General features: G+C 47.7%; 31 protein-coding genes. 15 read left to right on the top strand and 16 right to left on the bottom strand.

Annotated elements, in window-relative coordinates:
- Nucleotides 1-240: 240 nt before the first annotated feature.
- Both ACZ483_RS02585 and thrB read right to left on the bottom strand, forming a co-directional pair.
- Nucleotides 241-921 (bottom strand): type III pantothenate kinase, encoded by a 681-nt coding sequence (locus ACZ483_RS02585; protein WP_464324615.1) that lies wholly within the window; start codon nucleotides 919-921, stop codon nucleotides 241-243.
- Nucleotides 918-1802 carry a homoserine kinase gene (thrB, locus tag ACZ483_RS02580; protein ID WP_464324614.1) on the bottom strand — a complete coding sequence of 295 codons (885 nt, stop codon included), beginning with the start codon at nucleotides 1800-1802 and terminating at the stop codon, nucleotides 918-920. Before thrB ends, ACZ483_RS02585 begins: the two co-directional genes overlap by 4 nt.
- 82 nt (nucleotides 1803-1884) lie before the next feature.
- Between thrB and ACZ483_RS02575 the strand changes: the two genes are divergently transcribed.
- On the top strand, nucleotides 1885-2148 hold the full coding sequence (locus ACZ483_RS02575; protein WP_464324613.1) for a NifU family protein: 264 nt from the start codon (nucleotides 1885-1887) through the stop codon (nucleotides 2146-2148).
- On the opposite strand, the gene ACZ483_RS02570 is transcribed toward ACZ483_RS02575, so the two are convergent.
- The 3 genes from ACZ483_RS02570 to ACZ483_RS02560 form a co-directional block, all read right to left on the bottom strand.
- Nucleotides 2114-4048, bottom strand: a complete 1935-nt coding sequence (locus ACZ483_RS02570; RefSeq protein ID WP_464324612.1) for an ATP-dependent DNA helicase — start codon at nucleotides 4046-4048, stop codon at nucleotides 2114-2116. The genes ACZ483_RS02575 and ACZ483_RS02570 overlap by 35 nt on opposite strands.
- On the bottom strand, nucleotides 4048-4575 hold the full coding sequence (locus ACZ483_RS02565) for a DsrE family protein (protein ID WP_464324611.1): 528 nt from the start codon (nucleotides 4573-4575) through the stop codon (nucleotides 4048-4050). Before ACZ483_RS02565 ends, ACZ483_RS02570 begins: the two co-directional genes overlap by 1 nt.
- Before the next feature lie 240 nt (nucleotides 4576-4815).
- Nucleotides 4816-5274: an antibiotic biosynthesis monooxygenase family protein gene (locus tag ACZ483_RS02560; protein ID WP_464324610.1), complete on the bottom strand. Its 459-nt coding sequence runs from the start codon at nucleotides 5272-5274 to the stop codon at nucleotides 4816-4818.
- 92 nt (nucleotides 5275-5366) lie between these two features.
- Here ACZ483_RS02560 and ACZ483_RS02555 point away from each other — a divergent pair, with 92 nt between their 5' ends.
- A complete protein-coding gene (locus tag ACZ483_RS02555) occupies nucleotides 5367-5690 on the top strand; it encodes an MTH1187 family thiamine-binding protein (protein ID WP_464324609.1) in 324 nt (107 codons plus the stop codon).
- On the opposite strand, the gene ACZ483_RS02550 is transcribed toward ACZ483_RS02555, so the two are convergent.
- Complete coding sequence (locus ACZ483_RS02550) at nucleotides 5680-6540, bottom strand: LptF/LptG family permease (protein ID WP_464324608.1); 861 nt, start codon at nucleotides 6538-6540, stop codon at nucleotides 5680-5682. The genes ACZ483_RS02555 and ACZ483_RS02550 overlap by 11 nt on opposite strands.
- Before the next feature lie 26 nt (nucleotides 6541-6566).
- On the opposite strand from ACZ483_RS02550, the gene purD reads away from it, so the two are divergent.
- The gene (purD, locus tag ACZ483_RS02545; RefSeq protein ID WP_464324607.1) at nucleotides 6567-7838 is read left to right on the top strand and encodes a phosphoribosylamine--glycine ligase; all 1272 of its coding nucleotides are present in this window, start codon (nucleotides 6567-6569) and stop codon (nucleotides 7836-7838) included.
- On the opposite strand, the gene ACZ483_RS02540 is transcribed toward purD, so the two are convergent.
- Complete coding sequence (locus tag ACZ483_RS02540) at nucleotides 7822-8889, bottom strand: AI-2E family transporter (RefSeq protein ID WP_464324606.1); 1068 nt, start codon at nucleotides 8887-8889, stop codon at nucleotides 7822-7824. The genes purD and ACZ483_RS02540 overlap by 17 nt on opposite strands.
- A 70-nt stretch (nucleotides 8890-8959) precedes the next feature.
- On the opposite strand from ACZ483_RS02540, the gene ACZ483_RS02535 reads away from it, so the two are divergent.
- The 8 genes from ACZ483_RS02535 (at nucleotide 8960) to ACZ483_RS02500 (ending at nucleotide 15873) form a co-directional block, all read left to right on the top strand.
- Nucleotides 8960-9355: a hypothetical protein gene (locus ACZ483_RS02535; RefSeq protein WP_464324605.1), complete on the top strand. Its 396-nt coding sequence runs from the start codon at nucleotides 8960-8962 to the stop codon at nucleotides 9353-9355.
- 16 nt (nucleotides 9356-9371) lie between these two features.
- Nucleotides 9372-10130, top strand: a complete 759-nt coding sequence (locus tag ACZ483_RS02530) for a thrombospondin type 3 repeat-containing protein (protein WP_464324604.1) — start codon at nucleotides 9372-9374, stop codon at nucleotides 10128-10130.
- 2 nt (nucleotides 10131-10132) lie between these two features.
- Nucleotides 10133-10759, top strand: coding sequence for a response regulator transcription factor (locus tag ACZ483_RS02525; RefSeq protein WP_464324603.1), 627 nt, complete (start codon nucleotides 10133-10135; stop codon nucleotides 10757-10759).
- Between the two features lie 7 nt (nucleotides 10760-10766).
- A complete protein-coding gene (locus ACZ483_RS02520) occupies nucleotides 10767-11804 on the top strand; it encodes a sensor histidine kinase (protein ID WP_464324602.1) in 1038 nt (345 codons plus the stop codon).
- Nucleotides 11805-11854: 50 nt separating this feature from the next.
- Nucleotides 11855-13408, top strand: a complete 1554-nt coding sequence (locus ACZ483_RS02515; RefSeq protein ID WP_464324601.1) for a multicopper oxidase family protein — start codon at nucleotides 11855-11857, stop codon at nucleotides 13406-13408.
- Between the two features lie 67 nt (nucleotides 13409-13475).
- Nucleotides 13476-14645, top strand: a complete 1170-nt coding sequence (locus ACZ483_RS02510; protein WP_464324600.1) for a DUF4382 domain-containing protein — start codon at nucleotides 13476-13478, stop codon at nucleotides 14643-14645.
- A gap of 64 nt (nucleotides 14646-14709) precedes the next feature.
- Nucleotides 14710-15129 carry a M67 family metallopeptidase gene (locus ACZ483_RS02505; protein ID WP_464324599.1) on the top strand — a complete coding sequence of 140 codons (420 nt, stop codon included), beginning with the start codon at nucleotides 14710-14712 and terminating at the stop codon, nucleotides 15127-15129.
- A 75-nt stretch (nucleotides 15130-15204) separates the two neighbouring features.
- Complete coding sequence (locus tag ACZ483_RS02500) at nucleotides 15205-15873, top strand: uracil-DNA glycosylase (RefSeq protein WP_464324598.1); 669 nt, start codon at nucleotides 15205-15207, stop codon at nucleotides 15871-15873.
- Here the strand turns inward: ACZ483_RS02500 and ACZ483_RS02495 are convergent.
- The 4 genes from ACZ483_RS02495 to ACZ483_RS02480 all read right to left on the bottom strand — a co-directional run bounded on the left by ACZ483_RS02495 (nucleotide 15860) and on the right by ACZ483_RS02480 (nucleotide 18967).
- Nucleotides 15860-16846, bottom strand: a complete 987-nt coding sequence (locus tag ACZ483_RS02495) for a DNA double-strand break repair nuclease NurA (RefSeq protein ID WP_464324597.1) — start codon at nucleotides 16844-16846, stop codon at nucleotides 15860-15862. The genes ACZ483_RS02500 and ACZ483_RS02495 overlap by 14 nt on opposite strands.
- On the bottom strand, nucleotides 16824-17855 hold the full coding sequence (obgE, locus tag ACZ483_RS02490; protein WP_464324596.1) for a GTPase ObgE: 1032 nt from the start codon (nucleotides 17853-17855) through the stop codon (nucleotides 16824-16826). Before obgE ends, ACZ483_RS02495 begins: the two co-directional genes overlap by 23 nt.
- Before the next feature lie 165 nt (nucleotides 17856-18020).
- Nucleotides 18021-18776, bottom strand: a complete 756-nt coding sequence (locus ACZ483_RS02485; protein ID WP_464324595.1) for a dioxygenase family protein — start codon at nucleotides 18774-18776, stop codon at nucleotides 18021-18023.
- A complete protein-coding gene (locus tag ACZ483_RS02480; RefSeq protein WP_464324594.1) occupies nucleotides 18773-18967 on the bottom strand; it encodes a CDGSH iron-sulfur domain-containing protein in 195 nt (64 codons plus the stop codon). The genes ACZ483_RS02485 and ACZ483_RS02480 overlap by 4 nt, the downstream gene beginning before the upstream one ends.
- An 87-nt stretch (nucleotides 18968-19054) precedes the next feature.
- On the opposite strand from ACZ483_RS02480, the gene ACZ483_RS02475 reads away from it, so the two are divergent.
- Nucleotides 19055-19420, top strand: coding sequence for a winged helix-turn-helix transcriptional regulator (locus tag ACZ483_RS02475; RefSeq protein ID WP_464324593.1), 366 nt, complete (start codon nucleotides 19055-19057; stop codon nucleotides 19418-19420).
- Here ACZ483_RS02475 and ACZ483_RS02470 read toward each other — a convergent pair.
- Together ACZ483_RS02470 and ACZ483_RS02465 are read right to left on the bottom strand one after the other, a co-directional pair.
- A complete protein-coding gene (locus tag ACZ483_RS02470; protein WP_464324592.1) occupies nucleotides 19395-20405 on the bottom strand; it encodes an alcohol dehydrogenase catalytic domain-containing protein in 1011 nt (336 codons plus the stop codon). The genes ACZ483_RS02475 and ACZ483_RS02470 overlap by 26 nt on opposite strands.
- 18 nt (nucleotides 20406-20423) lie before the next feature.
- Entirely contained in the window at nucleotides 20424-20945 is a 522-nt protein-coding gene (locus tag ACZ483_RS02465) for a zinc ribbon domain-containing protein (RefSeq protein WP_464324591.1), read from the bottom strand.
- Between the two features lie 19 nt (nucleotides 20946-20964).
- Between ACZ483_RS02465 and ACZ483_RS02460 the strand changes: the two genes are divergently transcribed.
- Nucleotides 20965-22023, top strand: coding sequence for a PQQ-dependent sugar dehydrogenase (locus ACZ483_RS02460; protein WP_464324590.1), 1059 nt, complete (start codon nucleotides 20965-20967; stop codon nucleotides 22021-22023).
- Here ACZ483_RS02460 and ACZ483_RS02455 read toward each other — a convergent pair.
- The 3 genes from ACZ483_RS02455 to ACZ483_RS02445 are packed head-to-tail and all read right to left on the bottom strand — an operon-like array spanning nucleotide 22005 to nucleotide 24261.
- Nucleotides 22005-22502, bottom strand: a complete 498-nt coding sequence (locus ACZ483_RS02455) for an efflux RND transporter periplasmic adaptor subunit (protein WP_464324589.1) — start codon at nucleotides 22500-22502, stop codon at nucleotides 22005-22007. The genes ACZ483_RS02460 and ACZ483_RS02455 overlap by 19 nt on opposite strands.
- Complete coding sequence (locus ACZ483_RS02450) at nucleotides 22499-23749, bottom strand: TolC family protein (protein ID WP_464324588.1); 1251 nt, start codon at nucleotides 23747-23749, stop codon at nucleotides 22499-22501. Before ACZ483_RS02450 ends, ACZ483_RS02455 begins: the two co-directional genes overlap by 4 nt.
- Complete coding sequence (locus ACZ483_RS02445) at nucleotides 23746-24261, bottom strand: thioredoxin family protein (protein ID WP_464324587.1); 516 nt, start codon at nucleotides 24259-24261, stop codon at nucleotides 23746-23748. The genes ACZ483_RS02450 and ACZ483_RS02445 overlap by 4 nt, the downstream gene beginning before the upstream one ends.
- A gap of 79 nt (nucleotides 24262-24340) precedes the next feature.
- On the opposite strand from ACZ483_RS02445, the gene ACZ483_RS02440 reads away from it, so the two are divergent.
- Both ACZ483_RS02440 and ACZ483_RS02435 read left to right on the top strand, forming a co-directional pair.
- Nucleotides 24341-25123 (top strand): citryl-CoA lyase, encoded by a 783-nt coding sequence (locus ACZ483_RS02440; RefSeq protein ID WP_464324586.1) that lies wholly within the window; start codon nucleotides 24341-24343, stop codon nucleotides 25121-25123.
- Nucleotides 25120-25623 carry a peroxiredoxin family protein gene (locus tag ACZ483_RS02435; RefSeq protein WP_464324585.1) on the top strand — a complete coding sequence of 168 codons (504 nt, stop codon included), beginning with the start codon at nucleotides 25120-25122 and terminating at the stop codon, nucleotides 25621-25623. Before ACZ483_RS02440 ends, ACZ483_RS02435 begins: the two co-directional genes overlap by 4 nt.
- Nucleotides 25624-25642 lie beyond the last annotated feature (19 nt).

The following is a 25642-nucleotide window of genomic DNA, read 5'->3' as shown; positions in this document are numbered from 1 at the left end:
GACAAAGTGAGAATTGTTCTCAATTAAACTTGACGTCGGGATTTTGCAGAAATATCAATGAGTTTCTGATTTAGACTGTCCCCAAGGGTTTGAGCTAATTTTTTTTGCCTATTCCCTTGCCAAGGAGCCGTGAGGGCTATCTCGACCCCACCCTTACTTACACAAGAATTTAAGCAGATATACCGAAAATTCAAATATGATCTTCGTCAGTCTGAAAAATTTTGAAGAAGTATCAAAGATTTACATGCTTACAACTTTTAGCATGGCTCTGTGGAGGATGAGGGGATCATAAACTCCAAAGTCATTGAAGAACTTACCCTCTCCGCCGGTGATGTAAACAGGAAGTTCTTTCTTAAACTCCTCAGACCATCTCTTTGTGGTTTGCTCTATAAAGGTTCTGCTCTCCAAGTAGGGTCCAGCTAAAAGGCATTCTTTTGTGCTCCTGCCGATAAGCCTGTCTATGGGTTCAGGCTCTAAACTTGGAAGCCCCTCTGCTCTTTCCGAAAGGACCCTTAACTTCAGTCCGAGTCCGGCGGTTATGAACCCTCCTTTAAAAACTCCACTTATAAGGAGATCTACCACGAGAGCGGTTCCAGCCATCACAAGCACAGCATTTCGGGAGTGAAATTCTTTCACTCCGTAAGCGAAGAGAACCCTGTCCACACCGAGACTTTCCGGAGTATCGTAATCTACCTCTATCGGTATGTCTTTGATTTCCAAAAATCTGATTTTATTTCTAAAAAGACTCCTTAATTTGTCATTCAGACTCTTTCTTACGGAGGACACGAGAACGAGGTCATAGTCTCCAGGGAGCTTTTCTATCTCCGAGTGAGGGAATCTTCCTAAATGTCTTATTTCCTTTCCTTCAAAGAGGCATGCATCAACAGTTGTGTTCCCAACGTCGAGAGTAAGAACTCTCATACCCAGTGCACACCCTTATCTTCCGCTCTCAAGAGAAGAACTTTAGCCTCGACTCCTTCCCGCGCAAAGGCATTTTTCATAGCCTCTCCCACTTTTTCCTTTCCATCCACTGAGGATACCGCACATACCGTTGGTCCCGCACCGCTCAGGAAAACGGCGTAAGCTCCGGAGGAGTAACCTGCCTCAAGGGCTTTATCGAAACCCCTTATCAACTTCGCTCTGTGAGGCTGATGAAGCCTATCCTCTACTGCAACCTTAAGGAGTTCGTATCTTCCCGTGAGAAGGGCGGAAACTAAAAGACTCGCTCTCTGAATGTTGAAGACCGCATCCTTCAAAGAAATTTCTCTCTTTATCACCCTTCTCGCTTTCTCGGTAGATAGCTCAAAGTCGGGAACCGCGAAAACGAGGGAGAGACCTTCCGGGAACACCATCTTGTTGTAAACGAGACCCCCGTTCTGGACGCAGATCACGAACCCGCCCACAAAGGCAGGAAGGAGGTTATCGGGATGGGGCTCAAACTCAAAGGCTACCCTGAGCTTATCCTCAAGGCTCACCTTAAGGCTGTGAATTCTTACGCACGCCTCTATCCCACCCACTATTGCTGTGGCGGAGGAGCCGAGACCCCTCGCCGTCGGAACCCTGTTGATCTGCCTGAGTTTAAAGGGCTTTACGGGAACCCCGAAAACCTCACAGGCTCTTTTATAGACTCTTATCACGAGGTTGTTTTCGTCCTTTGGTAGATCCTTTCCTTCTCCTTCTATCTCCACGCCGAAGGCGTCGCCCTCCTGAAACTCAAAGGTGTTGTATAAGTTGAGGGCTAAGCCGAAGGTGTCAAAACCCGATCCGAAGTTGGTGGTGGTAGCGGGAACGAGGAGCTTCATGGGAATATTATGACCTAATCCATAGAGGGCTTGCATATCCGCCGATATCTTATAGATTGAATAACCTGAAGGAGGTTAAGGAATGGGAATGCCTACGAGGGAAGAGATTGAAAAGGTTCTGGACGAGATAAGACCCGCTCTGAGGTTTGACGGCGGGGACGTTGAGCTGGTGGACGTTCAGGAGGACGGAACGGTTCTGGTCAGACTGGTGGGAGCCTGCTCCGGATGTGGTATGTCCGTCCTCACACTCAAAGCCGGGATTGAGAGGGCTCTGAAGCAAAAGTTCCCCGAGATAAAGGAAGTGAAGGACGTCAATATGGACGTCCCGATGTCCTTCGGGCTCTGAAGCTCTTTTCGTAAACTACACGGACTCCGAGATCCTTCAGGAAGTCTATAAACTCCCTGTATCTCCAGATCCTGTTATCGCATATAACTATCGTTCCGGAGTCCGTCTTCTGCCTCATAAGCCTTCCAACCCCCTGACGGAACTTTATAAAAGCTTTCCTTCTCTGATACTCAAAGGGATCCTCCCCGATGCTTTTTAAATACCTTATCCTGTGATAGGTTACGGGATCCTCGGGACTATCGAAGGGTAGCTTTGACATGAGTATTCCCTTCTCTCCCCTCACGTCTATCCCCGTCCAGAGGCTATCAAGACCGATGAGAACCCTTATCCTCCCATCTCTGAGAGACTCTACAAGTCTGTTCAGGCTGTCCTCCCCTTGTTTTGCCACCTCCCCGTTGGAGCTAAAGAGCTTCAGATGAGACCTGTTGGTCAGGAGGACGAGAACCTTGTCGTGGACGCTCCTTATGTCCTCGAAGCTCTCCTTTAACCTCTCCTCCCAATTCTCCCTCTTGGGGTTGGTGTTTTGGATCAGGAAGGTTACCCTGCTGTAGTCAAAGTTCTTACTGAGCCTGTGGAAGTCCCCCTCTATACCCGTTGTGAACCTCAGATCTTCCGGATCTACGGTGGCGGAGGTGAGTATGACACCCCTGTAAGCTTCCGTATCCACGACTCCCTTCGGGAACACGGGAAAGATCTCAAGTCTGTAGTTGAAGGTCTGGAGCTTCTTGCTCCACTTCCTCGACACCTTGTATCCGAACTCCGAGTCCTCACTCTGAGCTACCCTGAGGAAGGTGCTTAGCTTCTGGAGTTTTCTCTCCAAGTATTCAACCTTCTTCACCCTCTCGATCAGCCTCTTCTCTTCCTCTTCCGGCTCATCGTATCCAGCCTTGAACCTCTCAAGATCCTCTGGAGGTAAAAGAAAAGTCCTCTCAAGGTAAGCCTTCAGGCGGAAGCTGATCATCAACCTGTTCTCTAAGAAATCAAGAACCTCCTCTCTTAGCTTCTCCCTTATCTCTTTGTAAGAGTTCCTCAGAGGTTCGGCGATACTCTCCTTTAACTCTTCCGCATAGGGTGCCAAACTTTCAAGGGGGATCTCTTCGGACTCTTCCTTGAAGAGCTTTTCAAAGTTCCTCCTGAAGAACTCTTCGGGTTCAATCCTTATCTCCTTTTCCAAGAGCTTCTCCATAGATCCCACGACTTCCCTTACCCAGTAGAGAGATAAACCTCCGGTGGTGGCTAAGGTGAGGTAGCGGTCAAGCTCGTGAGCTTCGTCTATGACGAGAATCCTGCCCTCCGTCTCCTCAAACTCTTTGAGTGCCAGAAGAGCATGGTTCACAACGAGGATGTCGGCGCTCCTTTCCCTCCTCTTTACCTTTTCCCAGTAGTAGCACTCCGATCTGTAGGGGCAGACCTCCCTGTAGGCAGAGGTGCAGTAGTCCTCGTCCACGTTGATCTTTCCGAGAACCTCTGGACTCACGGAAGTGAGTGTTAAATCTCCCTCCCACTCCGTTTCCATAAGCTCGGGGATATCTCCCTTCTCCTCCTCGGAGAGATTTTCTTTTCTGAATCTATCGAGGCAGAGGTAGTTGGCTTTTCCTTTCAGGACTGCGTAGTTCACGTCTTTGCCCGTGAGAGTCTTGCAATGTCCCGTAAGGAACTCTATATCTCTCTTGAGCTGATCCTGAAGTATCTTTGTCCCTGTAGAGATTATTGCTCTCCGACCGGAGGTTATAAGAGGTATAAGGTAGGCGAAGGTCTTACCCGTTCCCGTAGGTGCTTCTATAAGTCTAACGCCCCCCTCCTCCACCACCTCCTGAACAAGCCTTATCATCTCCTCCTGAGACTCTCTCCTCTCGAAACCCCTGTTGAGGAGATAGCTATAAAATGAAAAGGCGTCCATCAGAGAACTTTAATGTAACCGAAGCCTTTCTGTTGGAGTCTCCCTATTGAAGCGACACCCGAAGGTACTATCTTAACGAAATCAAAGAAATTCTCGTATTTCAACTTCAATCCTTTAATCGTGAAGTCACATATGTAGTATTCAACCTCGAACTGGGCAAGGTAAGCAAGTCGCTCTTCCGCACGTTTCAGATCTACCTTCTCCTTTTCCCACTTCGTTCCCTTGTGAGTCTTCATGAAGAACTTTACCCCCACCCCGTTTGCTACGAGGATTATCTTCACTCTGAAGGGATCAAAGTCGTTCGCCGCGAGGTGATTTCTTATGTTGGTGAGCATCGCGTGGAATCTGCTCTCCTGTGGAAAGTCACAGTGATAAATAACCGCATCTTCCGTTTCCTTCTCAGGAAGGTCATCGAGATTTAGCCTTGGCAACTGGATCTTCTTCTCTTGAGCAAAGACCTGCCTCCCCAACAGAGGCACAGATACAGCAAAGGTGGCTCCCAGTTTGAAAAAGTCCCTTCTGTCCATGACACACCCCCTTCTTACCTAATAATTTATAGTTTTGATGATACCTAAAAAAGTTCTTTAATCATAATTCTTATTTATAGGGTTTTCGCAGTAGAGCGGAGGTTCCAGGGCTCCGGAGTCGTGGTTTACAACTTGCCAACACCTTCGATAATAAAGCGGTCAGGAGAGGAAGATATAAGACTGACCGCTCGTTAGCTCTTAAAAGAAAAAAAGAGGGAGGGCGAGCCGGAGAGGGGAGCTTCAGCAGCTTTCGCAGCCGGCGAACTTCTTCTTAGCCTCTATAGCTTTCTTTGCAGTTTCTGGATCGTAGGCTTTACCCTGCCAGAGCATCGTGTAGGCTATCTCCTCGTTCCCGTTTTCGCAGAGCTCTAAGACCCTCTCAAAGAGCCTCTGGAACTCAGGGCTCTGGTGGGACTTCTCGTGCTGCTCGAAGGATGTCCAGAAGGTAACTATGAGAGCCTCCTTGTCTTTGAGAGGGGATACCTCCTTGTCCTCTACCGTGGAACCCTCTTTGGAAATCATCCCTGCGTTCATGAGGACAAAGCCACCTATGAAGCCGTCTATGGAGTGGAAGGTCTTAACGTGCTCACAGAGCTCGGCGACTCGCTCTTCCAAATCCTCAACGGTATACTCGGGCTTTAAGATCACCCTGTTTATGGTAACCACCCCGTCGGGTGGAAATTCCCTTATCAGCGCCATGACTACTCACCTCCTCGGTTCATAAGGGTATTCTAATATTCTTATATTTCTATGACCTCTGTCAGCAGGCGGGAACTGATATAATTAAACCTATGAGCTTCCTCGTCTTTGTTAGTATGACGCCTTTAGGAAAGGGCGAGAGTGTTAGCAAGTACGTTGCTAAGGTAGTTGACATTATAGATCGTTCTGGTCTTCCCTACGTACTCACCCCCATGGGAACGATAGTTGAAGGGGAGGACTGGGATGAGGTTATGAGCGTTTTAAAGCAAGGCTTCGAGGAGTTAAAGAAGGAGTGCCCAAGGATATCGATAACGATGAAGATAGACTATCGGGAAGGGAAGTCGGGAAGGATAAAGAGCAAGGTAGAGTCGGTTCAAGAGAAGATAGGCAGGGATATAAAGACGCTCAAAGGCTAACCTTCAGTCCAAATATAAGTAGCTGGTGCAGGACTATGCCTAAGGCTATCAAATAGTAGGCTTGAGTGTGTGTTTTACAAAACCTTAAAGTTCCAAAGAAGGAAAGCAGGAAGAGGGGAAGTATGCTCAGACTGTTGGCAAGGTTCAGGATCCTCTCCTTTTCTATCTTCTTTTTGCGTAGCTCCTCGGAGAAAAACTCTTCCGTATCGAGCCAGTACTTCTCAAACTCCATCAAGAAGTACTTCCCTTTTTCCTTAGTTAAAAGGGATCCGTTGGAGAAGACGAACCTACCCCTACCCTCGTACTTCGCACTGTGGGCTATTATGTTTGTGTTCCTGTATTTGAGGAAGAGATTCCTCAGTTCTTCCCCCCTCCTGTCATCCACGTACACGACCACCCCGCCCGTATCTAAAAAGGTCTTCTCCGGCAAGTTTTCAAATATCCTGTCCTTGTACTGAATCAAGAGTCCCCTCCTTGCGAAGGAGATGTGTTCCTCGAACATAAAGAAGGACAGTCCAAAGGAGAGTAGCAGGAAGATAACAACTGGCAAGAGGAATATTCTGAAGAGTTCGGAAGGCGATCTTTGAAAGGAGTAGAGAACATGGAGGAGTTTCTTCTCTTTTAGCTCATAAACGGCGAGCACCGTAGCAACGATGAGACCGTCCGGAATAAAGAAGAAGCCATAGTAAGCAAACCATATCAGGAAGAAGGGAAGGGAGCTCGAAGGAGGAAGTCCGAAGAGAATGAAACCGAACCTGAATATCTGGATCATCAGGAGTATAAAGGCTAAAAGTAGGGCGGTCAGGTAGGTCGTCTTGGTGATCCTCCAGAGTATTAATGTCTTTAGCATCCAATTAATATCGTATAATACTCTCCGTGAAAGTCCTTGTGATAGGAAACGGAGGAAGGGAGCACGCCTTAGTTTGGAAGTTGAGCCAGAGTCCCCTTGTAAAGGAGATCTACGCTGCGAAAGGTAATGCAGGTATATGGAAGTTAGCTAAGAAGGTGGATATATCTCCGACCGCCGTGGAGGAGCTGGCAGAGTTTGCAGAGAAAGAAGGTATAGACTTTACGGTCGTTGGACCGGAGGCTCCCCTTGTAGAGGGGATAGTAGACGAGTTTGAAAAGAGAGGGCTGAAAATATTCGGTCCTTCAAAGGTAGCTTCCCAGTTGGAAGGTAGCAAGGCTTTTGCAAAGCGTTTTATGGAAAAGTACGAGGTTCCAACCGCGCACTACGAGGTGTTTGAGGACTTCGACAGAGCTGTCAGGTACGTGAAGGATGTCGGGGCTCCGATAGTTATAAAAGCGGACGGGCTTGCTGCGGGGAAGGGTGCAGTCGTCTGCTTCTCAGAAGATCATGCCATTCAAACGTTAGAGAACTTTATGAAGAAGGAGGCTCTCGGCGGTGCAGGGAAAAGGGTGGTTGTAGAGGAGTTCCTCGAAGGCGAGGAGGCTTCTTACATAGTTATGGTAAACGGAAACAGGTATGTTCCCTTACCCACCTCTCAGGATCACAAGAGGCTCTTGGACGGGGATAAGGGACCCAACACGGGTGGTATGGGGGCTTACTCCCCCACACCGGTTATAAACGAAGAGATGGAGGAGAGGATTAAAAGGGAGGTCATAGAGAGAACGCTCAAGGGGCTAAAGGAGGAAAGTATCTACTTCAGAGGCTTTCTCTACGCTGGTCTTATGATCACATCCGATGGTCCGAAGGTTTTAGAGTTCAACGTTAGGCTCGGAGATCCAGAGGCACAACCCATACTCATGAGGGTGAAGGGGGACTTTTTGAAAACCCTTCTTGACTTTTGCGAGGATAAAGAGGTTAGTGTTGAGGAGGATCCCCGTTGGGCTCTCGACGTGGTCATAGCCTCGAGAGGATATCCGGAGAATCCGGAAAAAGGGAAGGTTATAGAAGGACTTGAGGAGGCGGAGAGGATGGAGGACGTAGTGATTTTCCACGCGGGAACGACCCTTAAAGACGGGAAGGTTGTAACTAACGGGGGTAGGGTTCTCAACATTTGCGCCTACGGAAAGGATCTCAGTGAGGCTAAGGAGAGAGCTTACGAAGCGGTTTCGAAGATACACTTCGAGGGTATGCACTACAGGGAAGACATAGGAGATAAAGCCTTCAAGTATCTTGATTGAGTATCCTTCTTTCGTAGATCTTAAACAGAGAAAAGAGTGTGGTGAATATTATCGGACCGAGGAAGAGACCTATAAAACCAAACTTGAGTAGGCCTCCTATGGTGGCGAAGAAAAGGACCACGTAAGGCATCTGGATACCCTGCTTTATTATCAGAGGTCTGATGAAGTTATCCATGCTTGAGATGAGCAACATTCCCCAAAAACCCAAGAACACCGCCTCTCCGAGACCTATGTTGAAGAATGTGTAAACAGCGAGGGGAAACCAGACCGCCGAGGCTCCGAAGGGTGGTATGAAAGCTGCAAAGAAGGTCAGGACGCTCCAAAGTAAGGCGAACTTCAGACCCACTATCGAGTAAGCTATGAAGCCGAGGAAAGCCTGGATCGCAGCGGTTCCCACAGAACCGTAAACTACAGCAAGGACCGTTTTATATATAGTCCCCAGCACGCTCTCGAGATCTTCATGATCCATAGGAATGAGCCTCTCAATTCTTCTAAGTATTCCCGGTCCGTCCTTCAGGATGAAGAAGAAGGTTATCAGGAAGACGAATATGTAGAAGACGTTCTTGCCCGCAAGGAAGGCGAACTGACCGAGCTTATCTCCGAGGAACTTCAGCAGTCTGTTCAAAGACTCTGCAAGAATCTTCCTGACTTCCTCTCTCTGAAGGAACTCCATCACGGGAGTTAGCCTTTCTCCGTATTCTTTTACCAGCGGAATCCCCCTTAAAGAATGCATTATCTCCGTGTAGCTATGTCCCTGTATATATACAAGGACTCTTTGGGTGAGATCTACCATCTGCTGTATAACGAGAACACTTATTACACTGAGGGGAACTATTATAAGGAGGAGGACTAAGAAGGTCATTAAAAAGGCAGAGATCGTCCTGCTCTTCAGAAGTTTCACAACATAGTTATACGGAGGATAGAGAACTATACCTATTACGATAGCCCAGAGGATAGGAATACTAAAGGGTAGTAGTATCATAAGGGAGGTGAATATGAAGAAAAGAACGAGGGCTATAAAGAAGTAGAAGTAAATTTTTTCCCTATCCATAATCTTATTAATCTTTTATTATTTTAAGGGTAACCGGGAGGTAACCGAGAGAGAGTATCTTTACATAGAAATGGTTACGTTGCTGGCTACACTGCTTACAGCTTTAGCGCTTACCGCCTTTGGACAGAACCATGAGGTAGAGATACTTAGGCTTATAGAAGAGGTAAAGAAGGCTCCCCCATCGGAGAGGTACAAGATAATGAACGAACTAAAGATCAAACTCAGGGAGATGAGCAGAAGGGAAAGAGAAGAGATGATAAGAGAGGTGTACGAGAAACTTAAGGGAGGGGAGATGTTCGAGAAAGGAGAGCACTTTGAGGAAAAATACGAAGAGCATGAGAAGTACGAACAAAAGGAAAAGTATGAGCAGGAATTTGAAGATAAATTTGAGAGGGATGTTGAAAAGGAAGAGCACAAGTTCGAAAGCAGGGAAGGAAAGGAGCATATGGAGGAAAAAGAAGATTAGGATAGAGTAGCGGGGTATGAAAAGAGCTTTCTTACTCGCAGTGCTCGTTCTTCAGGGGGTGGTTTTTGCCTTTAAGGATTCGGATCTCGACGGTGTGGAGGACAGTGTAGACAGGTGCCCCAACACCCCTATTCTCGAGCTTGTGGACAGTACGGGTTGTCCACTAAGGAAGGGAAGGTTTTACCTGAAGATCGGTGGCGGTTTTCTAAAGGAAGGTTCGCGAGAAACCCTTTACTCGACCGCTTCGGTAGCTTATTCCTATAAGTCCGTGTATCTTTCACTAACAGGTAGATACTACATATACGACAGCAGGAGAGATCCCGATCTTGGGGACACGACCCTCTTTGCAGGCTACTCAAAATTCTTAGGAGAAAGGCTACACCTCTTCCCGGGTCTAAGGATAAGCCTACCAACTGGCAGCAAGAGCTATAGCTCTGACGGTGTAGATCTCACGCCTTCTGTAGTTGTCGATCTGTTCTTTGACAGGTTCGACCTCTTTCTTTACTCAGGATACACCTTTAGAGGTAACTCTAACTTTAAAGACACCTTCTCTCTTTCGCTGGGTGGGGGCTACAACTTAACCGAAGATCTGTACACGAGCCTATCTTACGATGTTTACGAGTCCCCTGTGCGCTCCGGAACAAACCGCTACATATCTCTATTTACACTGTATGACATTTCTTACTACTACTATCTGACATTGACCTACAGCAGAGGTATAAATAAGGAGGCTACCGACCATACCGTTACTATAAGGCTCGGTATTAGATTTTAGGTATGGGATACAGGGTTTTGCTCGTAGAGGACGACAGGCTCTTGGCGGAGAGTCTGAAGAAGTACTTAGAGCTCAACGGTTTTGAGGTAGAGCTCGCCCACAGTTTCTCCGAAGCGACTGACGTTCTTGAAAGAAAACGCTTTGATATTTACGTTCTCGATGTAAATCTTGGAGACGGTGATGGGATAGAACTTTTGGAAGACCTGCGCAATTTCAAAGACGATACTCCTACGATCTTTATAAGTGCATTGAGGGATATAAGAACCTTAACGAGGGGATTTAATGCCGGCGCGGAAGACTACCTTAAAAAGCCCTTCGACCCTGAGGAGCTCGTGGTCCGCATAAAAGCACGACTAAGAAGAAACGAAGAAGAGCTGAAATACGGGGACATCGTATATCGGGAGGGAAGGTTTTTCAAAAACGGAAAGGAGATAGAGCTCGGGGAAGTTCAGAGGAACATACTCCACAAGCTTTTGAGAAACAGGGGGAGGGTAGTAACTAAGGAGGAGCTCTACGATTACATGATAAATCCCTCTCCTCTCGCTCTGAGGGTTACCATAAACAAACTGAAGAAGAAAACCGGCATAGATATAAAGTCCGTAAGAGGTCTGGGGTACACCGTTGATTAAGAATTTATTGCCTAAGACCTCCTACGAAAGGGAATCCCTGGTAAAAGCTTTTCTGCTCTTCTTTTTGACAATTGAGTTATTCTTAGGAGCAATTTTCCTCTTACTCTACAGGATAGAGACCATAGGTCTTAAGGAAAAGATATTCTTGGAGATGAAGAACTACAGTTACACCTTTCAGGGAGAGAAGTTTGATATAAAGGTTGTATCAGCAAAGATCTACGATAACAGGTTCTATGAACTTATCGAGACCGTCTACGGTCCCAGCATAATGATCCCCGTTCCAGGCTCCAAGGAAGATGCCCTACTTATCTATTATCCGTGGGACAAATTCAAAGCTGACAGGAATGCCATTATTACTAAAACCCTGCTTATGTTTTCCCTATCCTCCTTGTTTGCCATTTTTACATCTTTTGCCTTTGCTCTTTACTCACTCAATCCCCTTCGAAAAGCTCTTACCATGCTGGAAGAGGTTACCAGGGACATTATCCACGACCTAAACACCCCCATAATGACCTTAAAGGTGAACCTGAAGCTCCTGAAGAAGGGAACAGCCTCGGAAGAAGTAGAGAGGGCTGAGTTAGCCCTTAAACAGCTTGAGAACCTGAAAGACAACCTGTCTCCTCTCCTGAAAAGAGCTGAGCTAAAAACGGAGGAAGTGGATTTAGGGAGGATAGTTGAGGAAGAAATCGATCAAATACTGAGGGTATTCCCTGATATAAAGGTTGAGAAGAAAATAAATAGCATCAAGATAAAAGCCGACCCTGAGGCGGTGAGACGTATAGTAGGAAACTTAATAGTGAACGCCTTCAAGCACAACAGAGGGAACTGGGTGAGGATAGAGCTAAGCGACAAATATTTAAAAGTAGAAAATCCTTCTAAGGAGATAAAGGAGCCTAAAAGGCTCTTCGAAAGATATTACAGGGAGTCAAATAGAGGTCTCGGGCTGGGACTATCGATAGTGAAAAAGCTCTCCGATGAGCTCGGCTGGAAGGTAAATCTTGGATATCAGGACGGTATTTTTAAAGTAGAGGTAACCTTTAAGTAACCTTCCGGTATTATCCTACACCCCCAATTTTGGCTCAGGAGGTAGTTAGCATGAATAGAAGGGAGTTTCTAAGGTTCGCCGGACTCGGTGTCGGCGTGTTATACACCGGTGCGTGGCTCAGCTCTTGTGGAGGAGGCGGTATGGGCGGTAATCCCATAACTGTCTCAAAGAGTCTGCTATATATACCAAACGACAACACTAACCTTCTGGGATACATGTATCTTTCGGACAATGATCCCTTTACACTGACCGCGAGAACAATCGGCTACGAGTTCCTTTCGGGAAAGTCCACTTCTGTTTTTGCTTATGAGGTCAATTACAACAACAGAACGTATTACAACCCCATCATAGTTCTCAGGAAAGAACAGAGTATGAACGTAAGCTTCTCTAACCAGATAGGTGAGGACTCCATAATCCACTGGCACGGTTTCAGGGCGGACTGGCTCAAGGACGGACACCCTTACTATGCGGTTGGAAATGGAGAATCTTATGACTACGGTTCTATATCCATAATAGACCGTTCCGGGACTTACTTCTACCATCCCCACCCTCACGGGAGAACAGGATATCAGGTCTATAAGGGTCTGGCGGGAATGATAGTAATAGAGGACACCGACGAGGACAACTTAAAGCAGGCTCTTGATCTTCAATACGGAATAACCGATATCCCCCTCATAATACAGGATAAGACCTTTGACTCAAACGGAAACCTCGTTTACAACCCTATGGGAATGAACGGACACACGGGCTTTTGGGGCGAGAACGTCCTCGTGAACTGGACCTTGAACCCATACATGGAGGTGGAGAGGAGGATCTACAGGTTCAGAATTCTGAACGGCTCCAACGCAAGACCTTACAGGCTCGTCCTCCTTAGAGGCAGTCAGAGGATGCGCTTCTGGGTTATAGGCGTAGAGGGCGGTCTCTTAGATAAACCTTACGAAGTTTATGAGATACTCATAGCTCCCGGCGAGAGGATAGACATTCTCGTTGACTTCAGAGACGCGAATGAGGGGGACGTCCTCAGACTCTATAGCCTTCAGCACAACCTCGTAGGCATGAACGGTGGAGGAGGGGGAATGATGGGCGGAATGATGAACCTTATAAACAGGGAGTTTGAGGTGCTTGAGTTCAGGGTGGTTAGGGATTCTACTTACGATAAAGGTATTCCTTCCGAGCTTTCTGCTTTGGGTTCAGTTCCCGCAGCTACGAAGTCCGAGAACATAACCCTCGACATGTCTGGAGGGGTGTTTACCATAAACGGACTTACGTGGGTAAATCAGGGCAATGTAAGTAATCCTTACAATTACGGCTTCAACTACTCAAACGGAGACGTCGTAGAGTTCACCATTACCAACAACACGGGCATGTATCACCCGATGCACTTCCACGGCTTTCAGTTCAGAGTAACCTACAGGAGTTCAGGAGGTCTGAGAGCCACAGATATGGGATGGAAGGATACGGTAATAGTCGGACCCGGTGAAACGGTTAAAGTGGTAATAGATATGTCCCATACCTTCTCCCAAACCCAGTGGTATCTCCTCCACTGCCACATCCTTGAGCACCACGATGCGGGCATGATGGTTCAGTATTCCGTTGGTGCTTGAAAGGTAACGGAAAGGTAACCTGCAGGTGTTAAGTTAATCCCATAAATTGATAAAGGAGGTGATAGCTATGAAAAAGGTAATGCTCTTAGGAGCCTTATTCGGAGCGGGAGCGGTGTTTTACAGCTGTGGTGGAGGAGGCGGAACCACTTCTCAAACGGATTCTTCAACTGTAGCTCTGTACTTCACCGACGACGCCAGCATGTACCCTGTCGTGGAGGTTACAGTTCATGAAGTTAATCTATGTAAAGACCCTAAATGTTCTAACAAGGTTAACCTGTTTGCGGACGGGCAGGGTATAACGATCAACCTTAGTGAACTAAGTGGAGTCCTCCAGTACATAGACAGTGCCAACATCCCGCAGGGTGAATATTCCAGACTGGAAATAATCCTTTCCAAGAATGCAGTAATATGCGACTCATCGGGACAATGCCACAGCGCGGTATTTGCAGAAATGGATGAAAATCCTTCAAAGCCGAACGTAGTCAACTGTCCTCAAGATCTCACAGATCAGGAAGGCAATCAGCTTTGTTACATAAGATACAACGGAACTATAAATCCTGAAGCTCAGAACAAGTTGGTTGTGGACTTTGATCTGAAGGAGTTTGATGTTGACACCTCAACAACACCTTGGCGGATTACGGAGGTTAAGGTTTATCCAGTCACTCCTGAACCAACTTCAACCTACGAGATGTATGCGATAGTTGAGAGCGTGGACGGAAATAGCATAAACGTATCGTGGGCTGGCTCTACGTACACTGTAACACCTGCAGACAATTTTGTGTGCGAGATGGGAGATATAGAGTATCAAGGTCAAAGCTGTATGGAAAACCTCATGCAGGGAATGTGCGTAGAGTTGAAAGTTATCCAAGATCCTTCTACAACCGCGGAGCTTACTGTGGTAGAGCTTGAGACTGAAGATATGAAGGACTGCGGAAACGGTGGAAAGGAAATGGATGGACATGAAGAGGAGGGTAAGAAAAAATATCGAGAGAGAAAGGGTATCGTTGAAATCTTGGAAAATAACCAGATAACTGTCGGAGACGAAACTTTCACAATAACCGATGACACCATATGTGAGATAAACGAAGTTTACTATCGCGGGCAAGACTGCATAAACAACTTACAAAACGGAATGTTCGTGGAGGTAGAAGTGGATGCCAACGGCAATGTGTTAGAGCTTGAGGTTGAAGAGTACATGGATATGGACGATGATAGCAGACACGAAGATGAAGAATAAATAACTCCCCGCTACCTACCCCTCCCTGCTCTCTTTCTCTTTTTCTTCTTTTATAATCTCTAACATGCTGAGGATAAGAAAGAGGGCTTTAGATAAGATACTTGCTCAGGCGGAAAAGGACTATCCCTATGAAACGTGTGGTTTGCTCTTGGGGAAGATAGAAAGGGATGTTAGAACGGTCTTCGGAGCTTACGAGACACCCAACGCAAATCCGGACAGGAAAAACGATCGCTACGAGATAGACCCAAAGGACTACATGAAAGCTGAGGACAAGGCAAGGGAGTTCGGTTTGGAGATAGTCGGAGTTTACCACTCTCACCCCGATCACCCCGATAGACCTTCCCAGTTCGACGAAGAGAGAGCCTTCGAAGGCTTTTCATACATAATCGTTTCAGTCCAGAAAGGAAAGGCGGTATCCTACAGGAGCTGGGAACTTGTAGATGGTAAGTTCAGGGAGGAACCCGTAGAGGTGTTCGGAGTTTGATGGAAGAAGGGTTTTACATAGTGAGGTTTGGTCTTTGCATACACTAAGGATAAAGTTATCCAGTAAACCTGCATAATGGGTATAAAGGAAACCGCAAAGGCTTTAGCGAGTTTGGGCTTCGGTGAGATATACTTGAGGGAGAGTGTAAGAAAAGGGTCCGAGGAGAAGAAAGATTTGGACAAAGGAAAACTGCTCGAAGAGCATTTCAACTCTTTCAAGAACTGCACCAAGTGTCCTTTACACAAGAGCAGAACCCAGGTAGTCTTTGGAGATGGCAATCCTGACTCACCGGTAGTATTCGTAGGTGAGGCTCCGGGGGAGGATGAGGACAGACAGGGAAGACCTTTCGTAGGGAGGGCAGGGAAGTATTTGAACACAAAGATAGAGGAAGTTCTCGGTTTAAAAAGGGAAGAGGTTTACATTACCAACGTCTGCAAGTGCAGACCTCCCGGAAACAGGAAGCCTACATCCTCCGAAATATCCGCCTGCTTTCCATATTTGAAGAAGGAGATAGAGATAATAAGACCGAAGGTTATATGCTGTCTCGGAGCTACGGCGGGAGAAGGGATACTTGGGAAGAAGCTTTCTATAACTAAGGTGAGAGGAAACGTCTATCCTTATCCCTATAACCCAAAGATAAAGGTTTTGCTTACCTACCACCCCGCCTACATACTCAGGAACCCCTCCGCCGACGTAGAATTTGTGGAAGATTTAGAGAAATTAAAAGAACTTATCGGGCTGTGAGGAGTTCGTTCATTATTATCCTTCTTATAAGCGTTTGACTTCCCAGCCTCTTCCTGAGCGCATTCTCCAAGTGTTTTATAGGGAGGAGGTTGTGAGGTGCTCTGTTCTCTGCAAACTCGGTGGAAGCGAACTTGGGGATGAGCCACGCCGTCAGGTCTGCAAGCTCCTTAGCCTTTTTTACACCTATACCTATGGGAACCTCGAGCCGTGCTATCCCGCTTATACCTTCATGTTCGCTTATCTTCACGTACCAGGTAAGCTTGTCGAAGCTCTTCACCCCGCTTCCCTCCATGGTGGGCTGGGAGTGGATCAGAACGAGGGGGGTCCTCTGGCCAAGCCGAAGCTCTCTAAGTATACCCATCCTCTCATGTGGAATATAAAGACGCTTGTGCTTTTTAATGTAACCTATAAAAGGGAGCTCCTTTACCTTCGCGCTGTAGTGAACCGTTCCATCGGTAAGCATAAGGGTGGGCTTTACCTTTCTATAAACAGATTCCGCCACGTCAGATTCCATCTTAGCCATCACTTCGTTAACGAAGGGTGATATCTCCTTATCGGTACTTTCAACGAAGAACTCTAACTTGCTTTCTCCGAAACTAAAGGATATCGAACCGCTGAGATCTATGCCCTTTCTGATGAAAAAGAACCTTCTTATCCTAAAATCCAAGTAGGATTCGGAAGCAGGATTGGTCTTTCCGTAATTCATCAAAAGGGCGCCCGCACCTATGGAGACGAAAGCCCCCTCAGAAATACCTATCTCCTCATCCTCGATGTATACAAGGTTTTCCGTTCTTCTTACTCCATCTACAAAAATGACGCTTATATTCCTTTTCCCCTTCCCATCGATTGGTCTCCAGTTCCCCGTCTCTATATCGGGATTCCCTATTTCCTCAGACTCCTCGATAGGTTGATCGTCCACTTCCAAAATCTTCCATGTATCGAAAGAGAACCTATACTTTCCCAAGAGCGGCATTCTCTACCTCTCTGTACTTCTTCCAGAGAGCTTTCTTTAACTCCTCAAGACCCTCACCCGTCACGGCGGATACGGCGTAAAACTCGTAGCCCCGGCTTTCGAAGTAGCTCCTCAGTTTATCGAGGAGGCTTTTATCCGAGAGAACGTCTATCTTGTTGGCCACAACTATCTGAGGTTTCTTGGCAAGCTCCTGGGAGTAAAGTTCGAGCTCCCTGTTCACGAGCTCAAAAGCCTCAACCGGATCCCTCTCCCTGCCGTCGGAAACGTCTATAAGGTGGAGAAGCAGCTTGGTTCTCTCAATGTGCCTTAGGAACTCGTGTCCGAGCCCCGCCCCTCTGTGGGCATTCTCTATGAGTCCGGGTATGTCGGCTAAGACGAGTCTCCTCTCCTCATCCAGCTCCATCACCCCCAAGTTGGGAGTTATTGTGGTGAAAGGATAGTCCGCTATCTTGGGCCTTGCCTTCGTGAGCTTAGAAAGGAGAGTAGATTTTCCGGCATTGGGAAGACCTACGATACCTACATCCGCTATGAGCTTTAGCTCAAGGATTATCCATCTCTCCTCTCCCTCCTCTCCGGGTTCCGCATACCTCGGAGCCTGATTCGTCGGTGTAGCGAAGTGGGCGTTGCCCCTTCCTCCCCTTCCTCCTTTAGCCACGACGCACCTCTGACCCTCCTCGACAAGATCACAGAGTATCTCTCCTGTTTCAGCATCCCTGACGACGGTCCCCACGGGAACGTAGACTACCAGATCCTCTCCATCCTTCCCCTTCTGGTTCTTTCCCTTGCCGTGTTCCCCATTCTGAGCCTTAAAGTGCTTCTTGTACTTAAAATCAAGTAGGGTATGCTTGCTCTTGGTTGCCACAAGGATAACGCCTCCGCCTTTACCTCCGTCACCTCCTGCGGGACCGCCTCTCGGTCTGTACTTCTCCCTCAAAAAGGCTACCGCTCCGTTTCCTCCCCTTCCGCCTTTAACGTAAATCTTGACCCTATCTAAAAATAAATTACGCATCCTTCTATTGGAAGATAGTAACCTATTGTTCGTTATCAAGCTGACGATAAAGAAAACTTCACCGAAATACTCTATAGGCTCGTACATAACCGATAAGAAAAAGACGGTTTAGGGTAAGAACAGCGAGGCAAAGGGTAGGAAGGAAATCTATGTGGTCAACCTTTACTAACGGCTTGAGAAGGATAGTAGTGAAACGCTCCCAAACTCGAAGCTGTCGTATAAAACCTCCACAGCTTCCTCTGGATATAGAGAACCTAAAAAGTAAAAGAGAGGTACCAAATGTTCCTCAGTAGGGTGGGCAAGCCTACCGAGCTCGTCCCTGTAGTTTAGAAGTGAGTTTATGTCTTTCTTTAGGACCCACTTCTTTAAAAACCCCTTGAACCTCACAGCCCATTCGGGCGGCTCCCCCGGATTTAGAATAGCGTCCCTTAAGTTATGAACCGCTCCTCCGCTTGATATTATCAGAACCCTGTCCCTGAACTTTCTCAGCCTTTCCCCGACCTCAAAGTGCTCTTTTAGAGACCTTCCCACGTCCAAGCTCATCTGGGTTACAGAGATGTCAGCCTTGGGGAATAGGTGCCAGAGAAGGGTCCACGCTCCGTGGTCAAGACCCCTACCCTTTACACATCTACCTCCTACTTCCTGGGCTATCTCGCCGGCGAGTTTTGGATTTCCTGACGCAGGATACTCCAGATCGTAAAGTTCCTTTGAAAAGCCATAAAAGTCATGGATAGTTTTCATCTTTTCTGAACACTCTAAGTAAATGCCCTTTGTTAGCCAGTGGGCGGATACGACGACAATGAGCTCAGGTTTGAGCTCCTTTAACCTCTGACCTATATCTCCCAAGGTGGTAGCCCACGCTCCCTTATCCAGAACAAGAGCAGGGGATCCGTGAGAGAAGAAGAAAGAGGGAAGCCTCACGGAAAGATCTCTACTCTTCCGTTCTCGCCGTAGATATAGAGTTTGCCGTCTTCCTCGTCCCGCGTCCTTTTATGGGAACCATCGCAGAAGGGTTGATCCTTAGAGAGCCCACACCTGCATATCCAGAAGGTCTCACCCCCCGTCTCAAGCTTGTAAGGTTCCTTCTCAGTACATTTGATAAGTCTTGCCATGGCTCACCTCCTTGCCCTTTTTAGGGAAATCTTAGGGATATACAGAATTTCTGTCAAGAACTGAATTTTTTGTAATATACTATCCTTATGGAAACTAAAGGTTCTCCGGTGAAACTTAACGGTAAGGAGTACCACTGTCCCGTTGAGCTCGTTATAGACCTGATAAGCGGGAAGTGGAAGCTCCTGATACTGAGAGAACTTATGTTCGGCACGAGGAGATTCTCCCAGCTCCAGAGGGCAATACCCGGAATTACTCAAAAGATGCTTACCAAGCAATTGAGGGAGCTCGAGAGGGCGGGTTTGGTTAGCAGAAGAGTTTATCCGGAAGTTCCGCCCAGAGTGGAGTACAACCTTACTGAGCTTGGAAAAAGCCTAAAGGAGATATTCGATGCTATGCACAGGTGGGGCGAGAGGTATATGGAGAAACTTACCTCATCTTCAGAACAGCTCTGAACTTAGGCTTGCCTTCCCTGACCATATCGAGCACCTCGTTAACACGTTCGAAGGGATAGACCTCGACCATGGGCTTTATCCCAAAATCCGCGGAAAACCGTAGGGTCTCCCTCAGGAGCTTCCTTCCTCCAACCGCCGAACCTGTTACAACTATCCTCTTGGTTATGAGGTCGAAAGGCATAACCTGTATAGGTTCCTGGGCTGCCCCAACCACCGAGAGTCTTCCCCTCGGTGCAAGCCCGCCAAGCAGGGGCTGGATAGCCTTCACGTCGAAGACCGTTGTGAGTATGACGTTAGCTCCTCCGAGTTTGCTTAGCTCCTCCGCAGGATCCTGGTTCCTGGTTGAGATGAAGTGGTCAGCGCCGAGCTCCTTTGCGAGAGCTTCCTTATCTGGACTATGGCTTATAGCAACCACCCTCGCCCCCATAGCCTTTGCGTACTGAACTGCCAGATGTCCGAGACCACCCAAACCCTGGACGGCAACGAGTTCATCGGGTTTTATATTCAGATGCTTAAGAGCTGCGTAAACGGTGACCCCCGCGCAGAATAGTGGTGCGGCGTGGACGAGGTCGAGTTCGTCGGGTATCTTGGTAACGAACCTTCCGGGTGCTTTCATATACTCGGCGTATCCGCCCTGACGTGTTATGCCGGTTATCTCATGGTCGGGGCAGAGGGGCTCATCACCCTCGACACAGTAGTCACAAACCTCGCAAGATCTATATATCCAGGGCATACCTACCTTGTCGCCCTCCTTTACCCAAGTTACGTTCTTTCCGACTTTTACAGCTACGCCAGCCACTTCATGTCCCGGAACTGTTGGGTAATTGACCCAGTCTGCCCAGTCCCCATCAACTATATGGATATCGCTGTGGCAGACTCCGCAGTAATGAATCTCTATGAGAACCTCATCATCACCTATCTCCGGAATCTCACAATCTTCAAATACGAGAGGTTTTTTGGGCTCTTTACATACAGCTACCTTCACCCTTTACCTCCCCGAGCATTATAAATTGAACTTCTCTTCGATCTCTCTAACCTTTCTTTCTAAAAGTTCTGAAAGCCCCCTAAGCTCGTTCAGAAGAGCTCTGTATTCCCTCTTCTTTTTAAAGAGTTCCCTCTCAAGCTCCTGCTCCTTTTGATAGAGCTCGAACTCCTCAGCCTTAACCTTGTCGTACTCCTCCCTCAGGCTGTATATTTCATCGCTCAGCTCAAAGGCTCTTTTGGAGAGCTTCTCCCTCTCTTCAATCAGTCTCTCGTACTCCCTCGGTGAGTCGGCTTTCCTGAGATACTTGTCCTGATAGAAGAGCTTTTGCTTCAGTTCCGTAAACTCGTGCTCTTTGCGCCTTATTTGATGAGCTATCTTGAGAGCCTCCATCTCCCTCTCCGATAGCTCGCTCCTCACCTTTTGAAGCTCCGTTTCGATCCTCGTTATCTCCTTAGGTATATCCTTCAGAACCTCCTCGACCTTCGCTATCCTCTCCCTCAACTTCTCTATCTCTCCCGAGATCACCTTTAACTCCTCCATAGGGAATATTTTATCAGTGATGGTATTCCTTCTAATAGTGGTGCTCGTGGGGATCTCCTCCGGGATCGAGGTAAAGCTTGTAGAAGCCTTCCCCGGTCTGAGGTTTGAGAAGCCCATCTTCCTGCTGGAGTCTCCTCTTCAAGAGGGCAGGTTTTACATACTCGAACAGAGAGGCGTCGTAAAGACCGTGAAGGGAAAGGAGGTGGAGATCTTTCTCGATCTGAGGGACAGGGTGGTGGACGGCGGTGAGATGGGACTCCTCGGCATGGTGTTCGATCCCAAGAGAAAGGACCTTTTCTACGTCTATTATACGGACAGGGAGATGAACTCTGTGGTCTCGAGGTTCAGAATGAAGAACACGATAAGAGCGGAGAGAAACTCCGAGATGGTGATCCTGAAGGTAAAGCAACCCTTTTCCAACCACAACGGAGGTATGATAGCCTTCGGTCCTGACGGATACCTCTACATAGCACTCGGAGACGGTGGTTCAGCCGGAGATCCTTATAACAACGCTCAGAACACCAACACCCTCCTCGGCTCTATCCTTAGGATAGACGTAAGCAAAGAACCTTACGGGATACCTCCCGATAATCCCTTCGTAAAGGGAGGCGGGCAGAAGGAGATATACGCCTGGGGCTTCAGAAATCCGTGGAGGTTTAGCTTCGACAGAGAAACCGGAGAGCTCTGGGTCGGCGATGTGGGACAGAACAGGTGGGAAGAGATAAACGTGGTAGAGAGAGGGGGTAACTACGGATGGAGGTGTTACGAGGGCTTTGCTCCCTTCAATTTAGAAGGTTGTGGTCCCAAGGAGAATTACAGGTTCCCCGTGCACGTATATCCTTTAGAAGATGGGAACTGCGCCGTAATAGGCGGATACGCTTACAGAGGGCAGGTAGAAGCTTTGAAAGGCTGGTACATCTTCGGGGACTACTGCTCTGGAAGGATCTGGGCTTTGAGGGAAAAGAAGGTCAGGCTTCTATTGGATACAGAACTGAATATCTCCTCTTTTGCCGAGGACAACGAAGGAAACCTGTACGTGATAGATCATGGAGGTAAAATCTACCTTCTCTCCGACTGAATTATAAGGACAGGATGGGGCTGTAGGGTCCCGTTAACGTAGCTTCCCTCGGGAAGGAGAACCTTCTTTACCCTTCCGTTTATCGGAGACCTTATCTCGGTGTAGGAGATGAGGGTTTCAACTCTCATGAGCTCCCCTTCCACCTGCTCGATCTGAGCCTTCAACGATTCGTATTCAGACTTCTTTACCTCAAGCCTACTCTCGGCGAGTAAGTCCCTGTTGAAGAGCTCCTCAAGTCTCCTGTAGTCCTTCTCTACCTTCCAGAGTCTCGCCCATATCTCCTTCTTTCTGCCTAAAAGCCTTTTCCTCTCCGCTTCGTAGAGGGAGGGATCTATCTTCATCAGAAGATCTCCCTTCTTTACCCTCTGACCTTCTCTCACGTAAACCTTCTCCACCTTTCCCTTGACTATAGCGTAAACCTTCACTTCCACTCCGAAAGCGCTAAGAACAAGTCCAAGGAGAACTATCAGATACTTCATAACTCTTCCACCTTTTCGATAAAGAAGGGTATTTTTTCCTTCAGAACGAGGAGAGGATCCTTCCCCATGAGATCATACAGCCTCATCAGAAAGAGAATTATATTGAACTTGGCTCTCATTACCCTCCTCTCAGCCTCCGTTTTTGTGGACATGGCGTATCCCAAATCGAAGGCGAGCTCGAGCTCGTAGTTGGAACGGGAGAGATCGAGGTTTTCCTGAGCCCATCTGTCGTAAGCCACCGCGTCCTGATACTCAGATACGAGCTTCTCCCACTCGTAGGGAGCGCTCAGTATGTCCCTCCTGATTTGCTCCTCTATGTCCTTCCTCTCTATCTCCACAGCCCTTTTGAGATCGAGAAAGCTCATCTCCCTGAAAAAGGAAGCCCTTCCATCGAAGAGGGGAACCCTCAAAACTACATTGCCCTCGCTCCTGAACTTATCGAAGTGTTCGTATCTGTTCTTTACATCCAAGTAGGCGTAAAGTTCAGGATAGAGTATCCTCTTCTGCTCCTTCGCCTTCTGTTCGAAGTAAGCTATCTCCAAACTCTTAGTCCTCAGAAGGTAGTTATTTCTGTAATTCTTGAGTAGATACTCCACGTCTATCGTTTTATCTTCTGGAACTTCAAACTCTAAGAGGGATTGGTAGTTTACCTCAAGGGGCTTGTCCACGGGAACACCGATGAACCTCTTTATCTCGTAGAGTGTCCTGTTGTAGTCCCTCTGGGCACGCATGAGCTCGGCTCTGAACCTCCTGTATGTGGACTCCCACTCGGCAACCCTTACGCGATCAGAGAGTCCTTCGTTCAACCGCTCCCTCTCCCTGTCAAACCTCACGTAGGCCACAGCCATCTCCTCCCTCCTCACCTCTGCGAGCTTCTCTGCGAGGGCAAGATCCATAAACAGCTCTGCGACCTTTATCTTCACCTGCCTCTCGAACTCTTTAAGCAGTTCCCTCTTTATCTGAGTGCTTATCTCGGCAGACCTTATCCTCGCGAGCCTGTTCCCGAAGTCAAGGAGTAAGACCTGACCGAAGAAGTTGAATCCGTCCTTGTCTATAAAGAGGTCTATTTTCGGAGAGAACCTTTCCCACTTCTCAGCTCTGTAGATGTCCTCGAGGGAAGCTATCTCCTTCTTTATCCTCCCTAGCTCTCTATTCTTCTCGAGAGCGACCTTTACCGCCTTCTCTACGTCCAAGACCTCAACGGAGAAGGAGAACGAAATTATGAGGAGAAGGATGAAGAGCCTCATTTCTTCATCTTCTTCCTCTCTTCCCTAATGAACCTGTAAAGACTCTTGTTCTTGTAATGCCCCTCCACTATGTACCTCCCTATAAGGAGCCAGTCCTCTGGGGGTATGTATCCCACCATCTTAACTATCTGCTTCCCGTTGTGATCTACGAAGAGGAAGACGGGCGTTGCCCTCACCCTGTGCTTGTGAGCGAACTCCTTTTCAGTCATCTCCTTCCCGTCGAAGTCCACTACGGGATTAGCTCCTTTTATATCTATCAAGACCATGTAGAAGTGCTTTGTGAAGTACTCCTTAACTCTCGGATCCTGAAAAGTTACCCTGTACATCTTGTCGCAGAAGGGGCAACCCTCCTGATGGAACATGATAAAGAGGTATTTACCTTCCTCCTTAGCTTCCTCTAAATCCTCTTTAAGGTTCAGAAAAGAGAGCTTTACGAAGGGAACCTCAACGTTGGGAAGGGAAAATACAAAGGTGAAGAGGAAGAGAACGATCGTTAGGTATTTGAGTTTCATGGCAATAAATTTACCCCAGCCATCTTTTAAGTGCAAGTGTGGTAATATTTTTAAAACACCGTTTCTGGAGAGGTAGGAGATGGCGGAGAAGAAGTGGAGAACGGCTATAACCCAACACGTGGACCACGAGACCTACATAAGGGGTTACAGGCTCCTCGATCTCGTCGGTAACCTCAGCTTCGCTCAGGCTATATACCTTCTGCTCAAGGGAGAGCTTCCAAACGAAGCGGAGTCCAAGATGATGGAAGCGATCTTCGTCTCTGTCATAGACCACGGAATAGCTCCCCCCTCTGTCATAGCAGCAAGGGCTGTGGCGAGCGGAGGAAACTCCCTGAACGTCGGTGTTGCGGCGGGAGTTATGGCTTTCGGTTCGGCTCACGGCGGAGCTTTAGAAGATGCGATGAAGTTCATGCAGGAAGGAGTTGCGAGCGGAAGATCCGTTGAGGAGATAGTCTCCGAATACCTCTCCCAGAAGAAACCTATTCCCGGCTTCGGACACAGGTACTACAAGGAGTTCGATCCAAGAACGAAGAGGCTCATGGAACTTGCCAAGCTCTACGGCTTTTACGGGAAACACTGCGAGTTCGCCGAGAAGGTAGAGGAGGAGATATTCAAGCAGAAGGGGAAGAGGATAGTTTTAAATGTTGATGGGGCGATCGCGGCTGTCGTTTCCGAGATGGGCTTCGACTGGAGGCTTGGCAAGGGCTTCTTTATAATAGGAAGGGTCCCAGGGCTCGTCGCTCACGTTTACGAGGAACTCACCACCGAAAGACCCTTTTCCAAAAGGCTCAACGAAGCTGAGGAGACCGAGTACACAGGGGTTCCTCCGAGAGAACTCCCACCGGAGCTTAAGAAGGTATGAGCAAGAACATAGCCTACGGTCTGGGAATACTCCTTGTCGCTCTAATGCTCTACCTTACCCTCTTTACAAGCCCGGAGCACACGACTTCAGGTCTTTCTAAGGGTAAACCGGCACCCGACTTTACATTAAGGACCTTAGACGGCAAAAAGGTGAGCCTCTCCGAACTGAAAGGGAAAGTTGTCCTCGTTAACTTTTGGGCTACGTGGTGCCCTCCCTGTAGAGAGGAGATGCCCCTGTTCGAAAAGGTTTACAAGAAGTATAAGGACAAGGGATTTGAAATACTCGCGGTTAGCACGGACAGCTCGGTGGAACCCGTAAAGAAGTTCGTTGAAGAGTTCAACGTTTCTTTCCCTGTGCTTCTCGACGACGGAAAGGTATCCAGCCTCTACTCCATTCAGGGGCTTCCCACCTCCTTCCTCATAGATAGGGAGGGTAAGGTAGTCAAAGTCAGGCTGGGTAAGTATAAGGAGATCGAAAGGGATCTTAAGGAAATTTTATAGAAGATTTACTATCTGCTTA

The sequence above is a fragment of the Hydrogenivirga okinawensis genome, from assembly GCF_055385515.1.
This window is presented reverse-complemented; position numbering and strand designations above follow the sequence as displayed.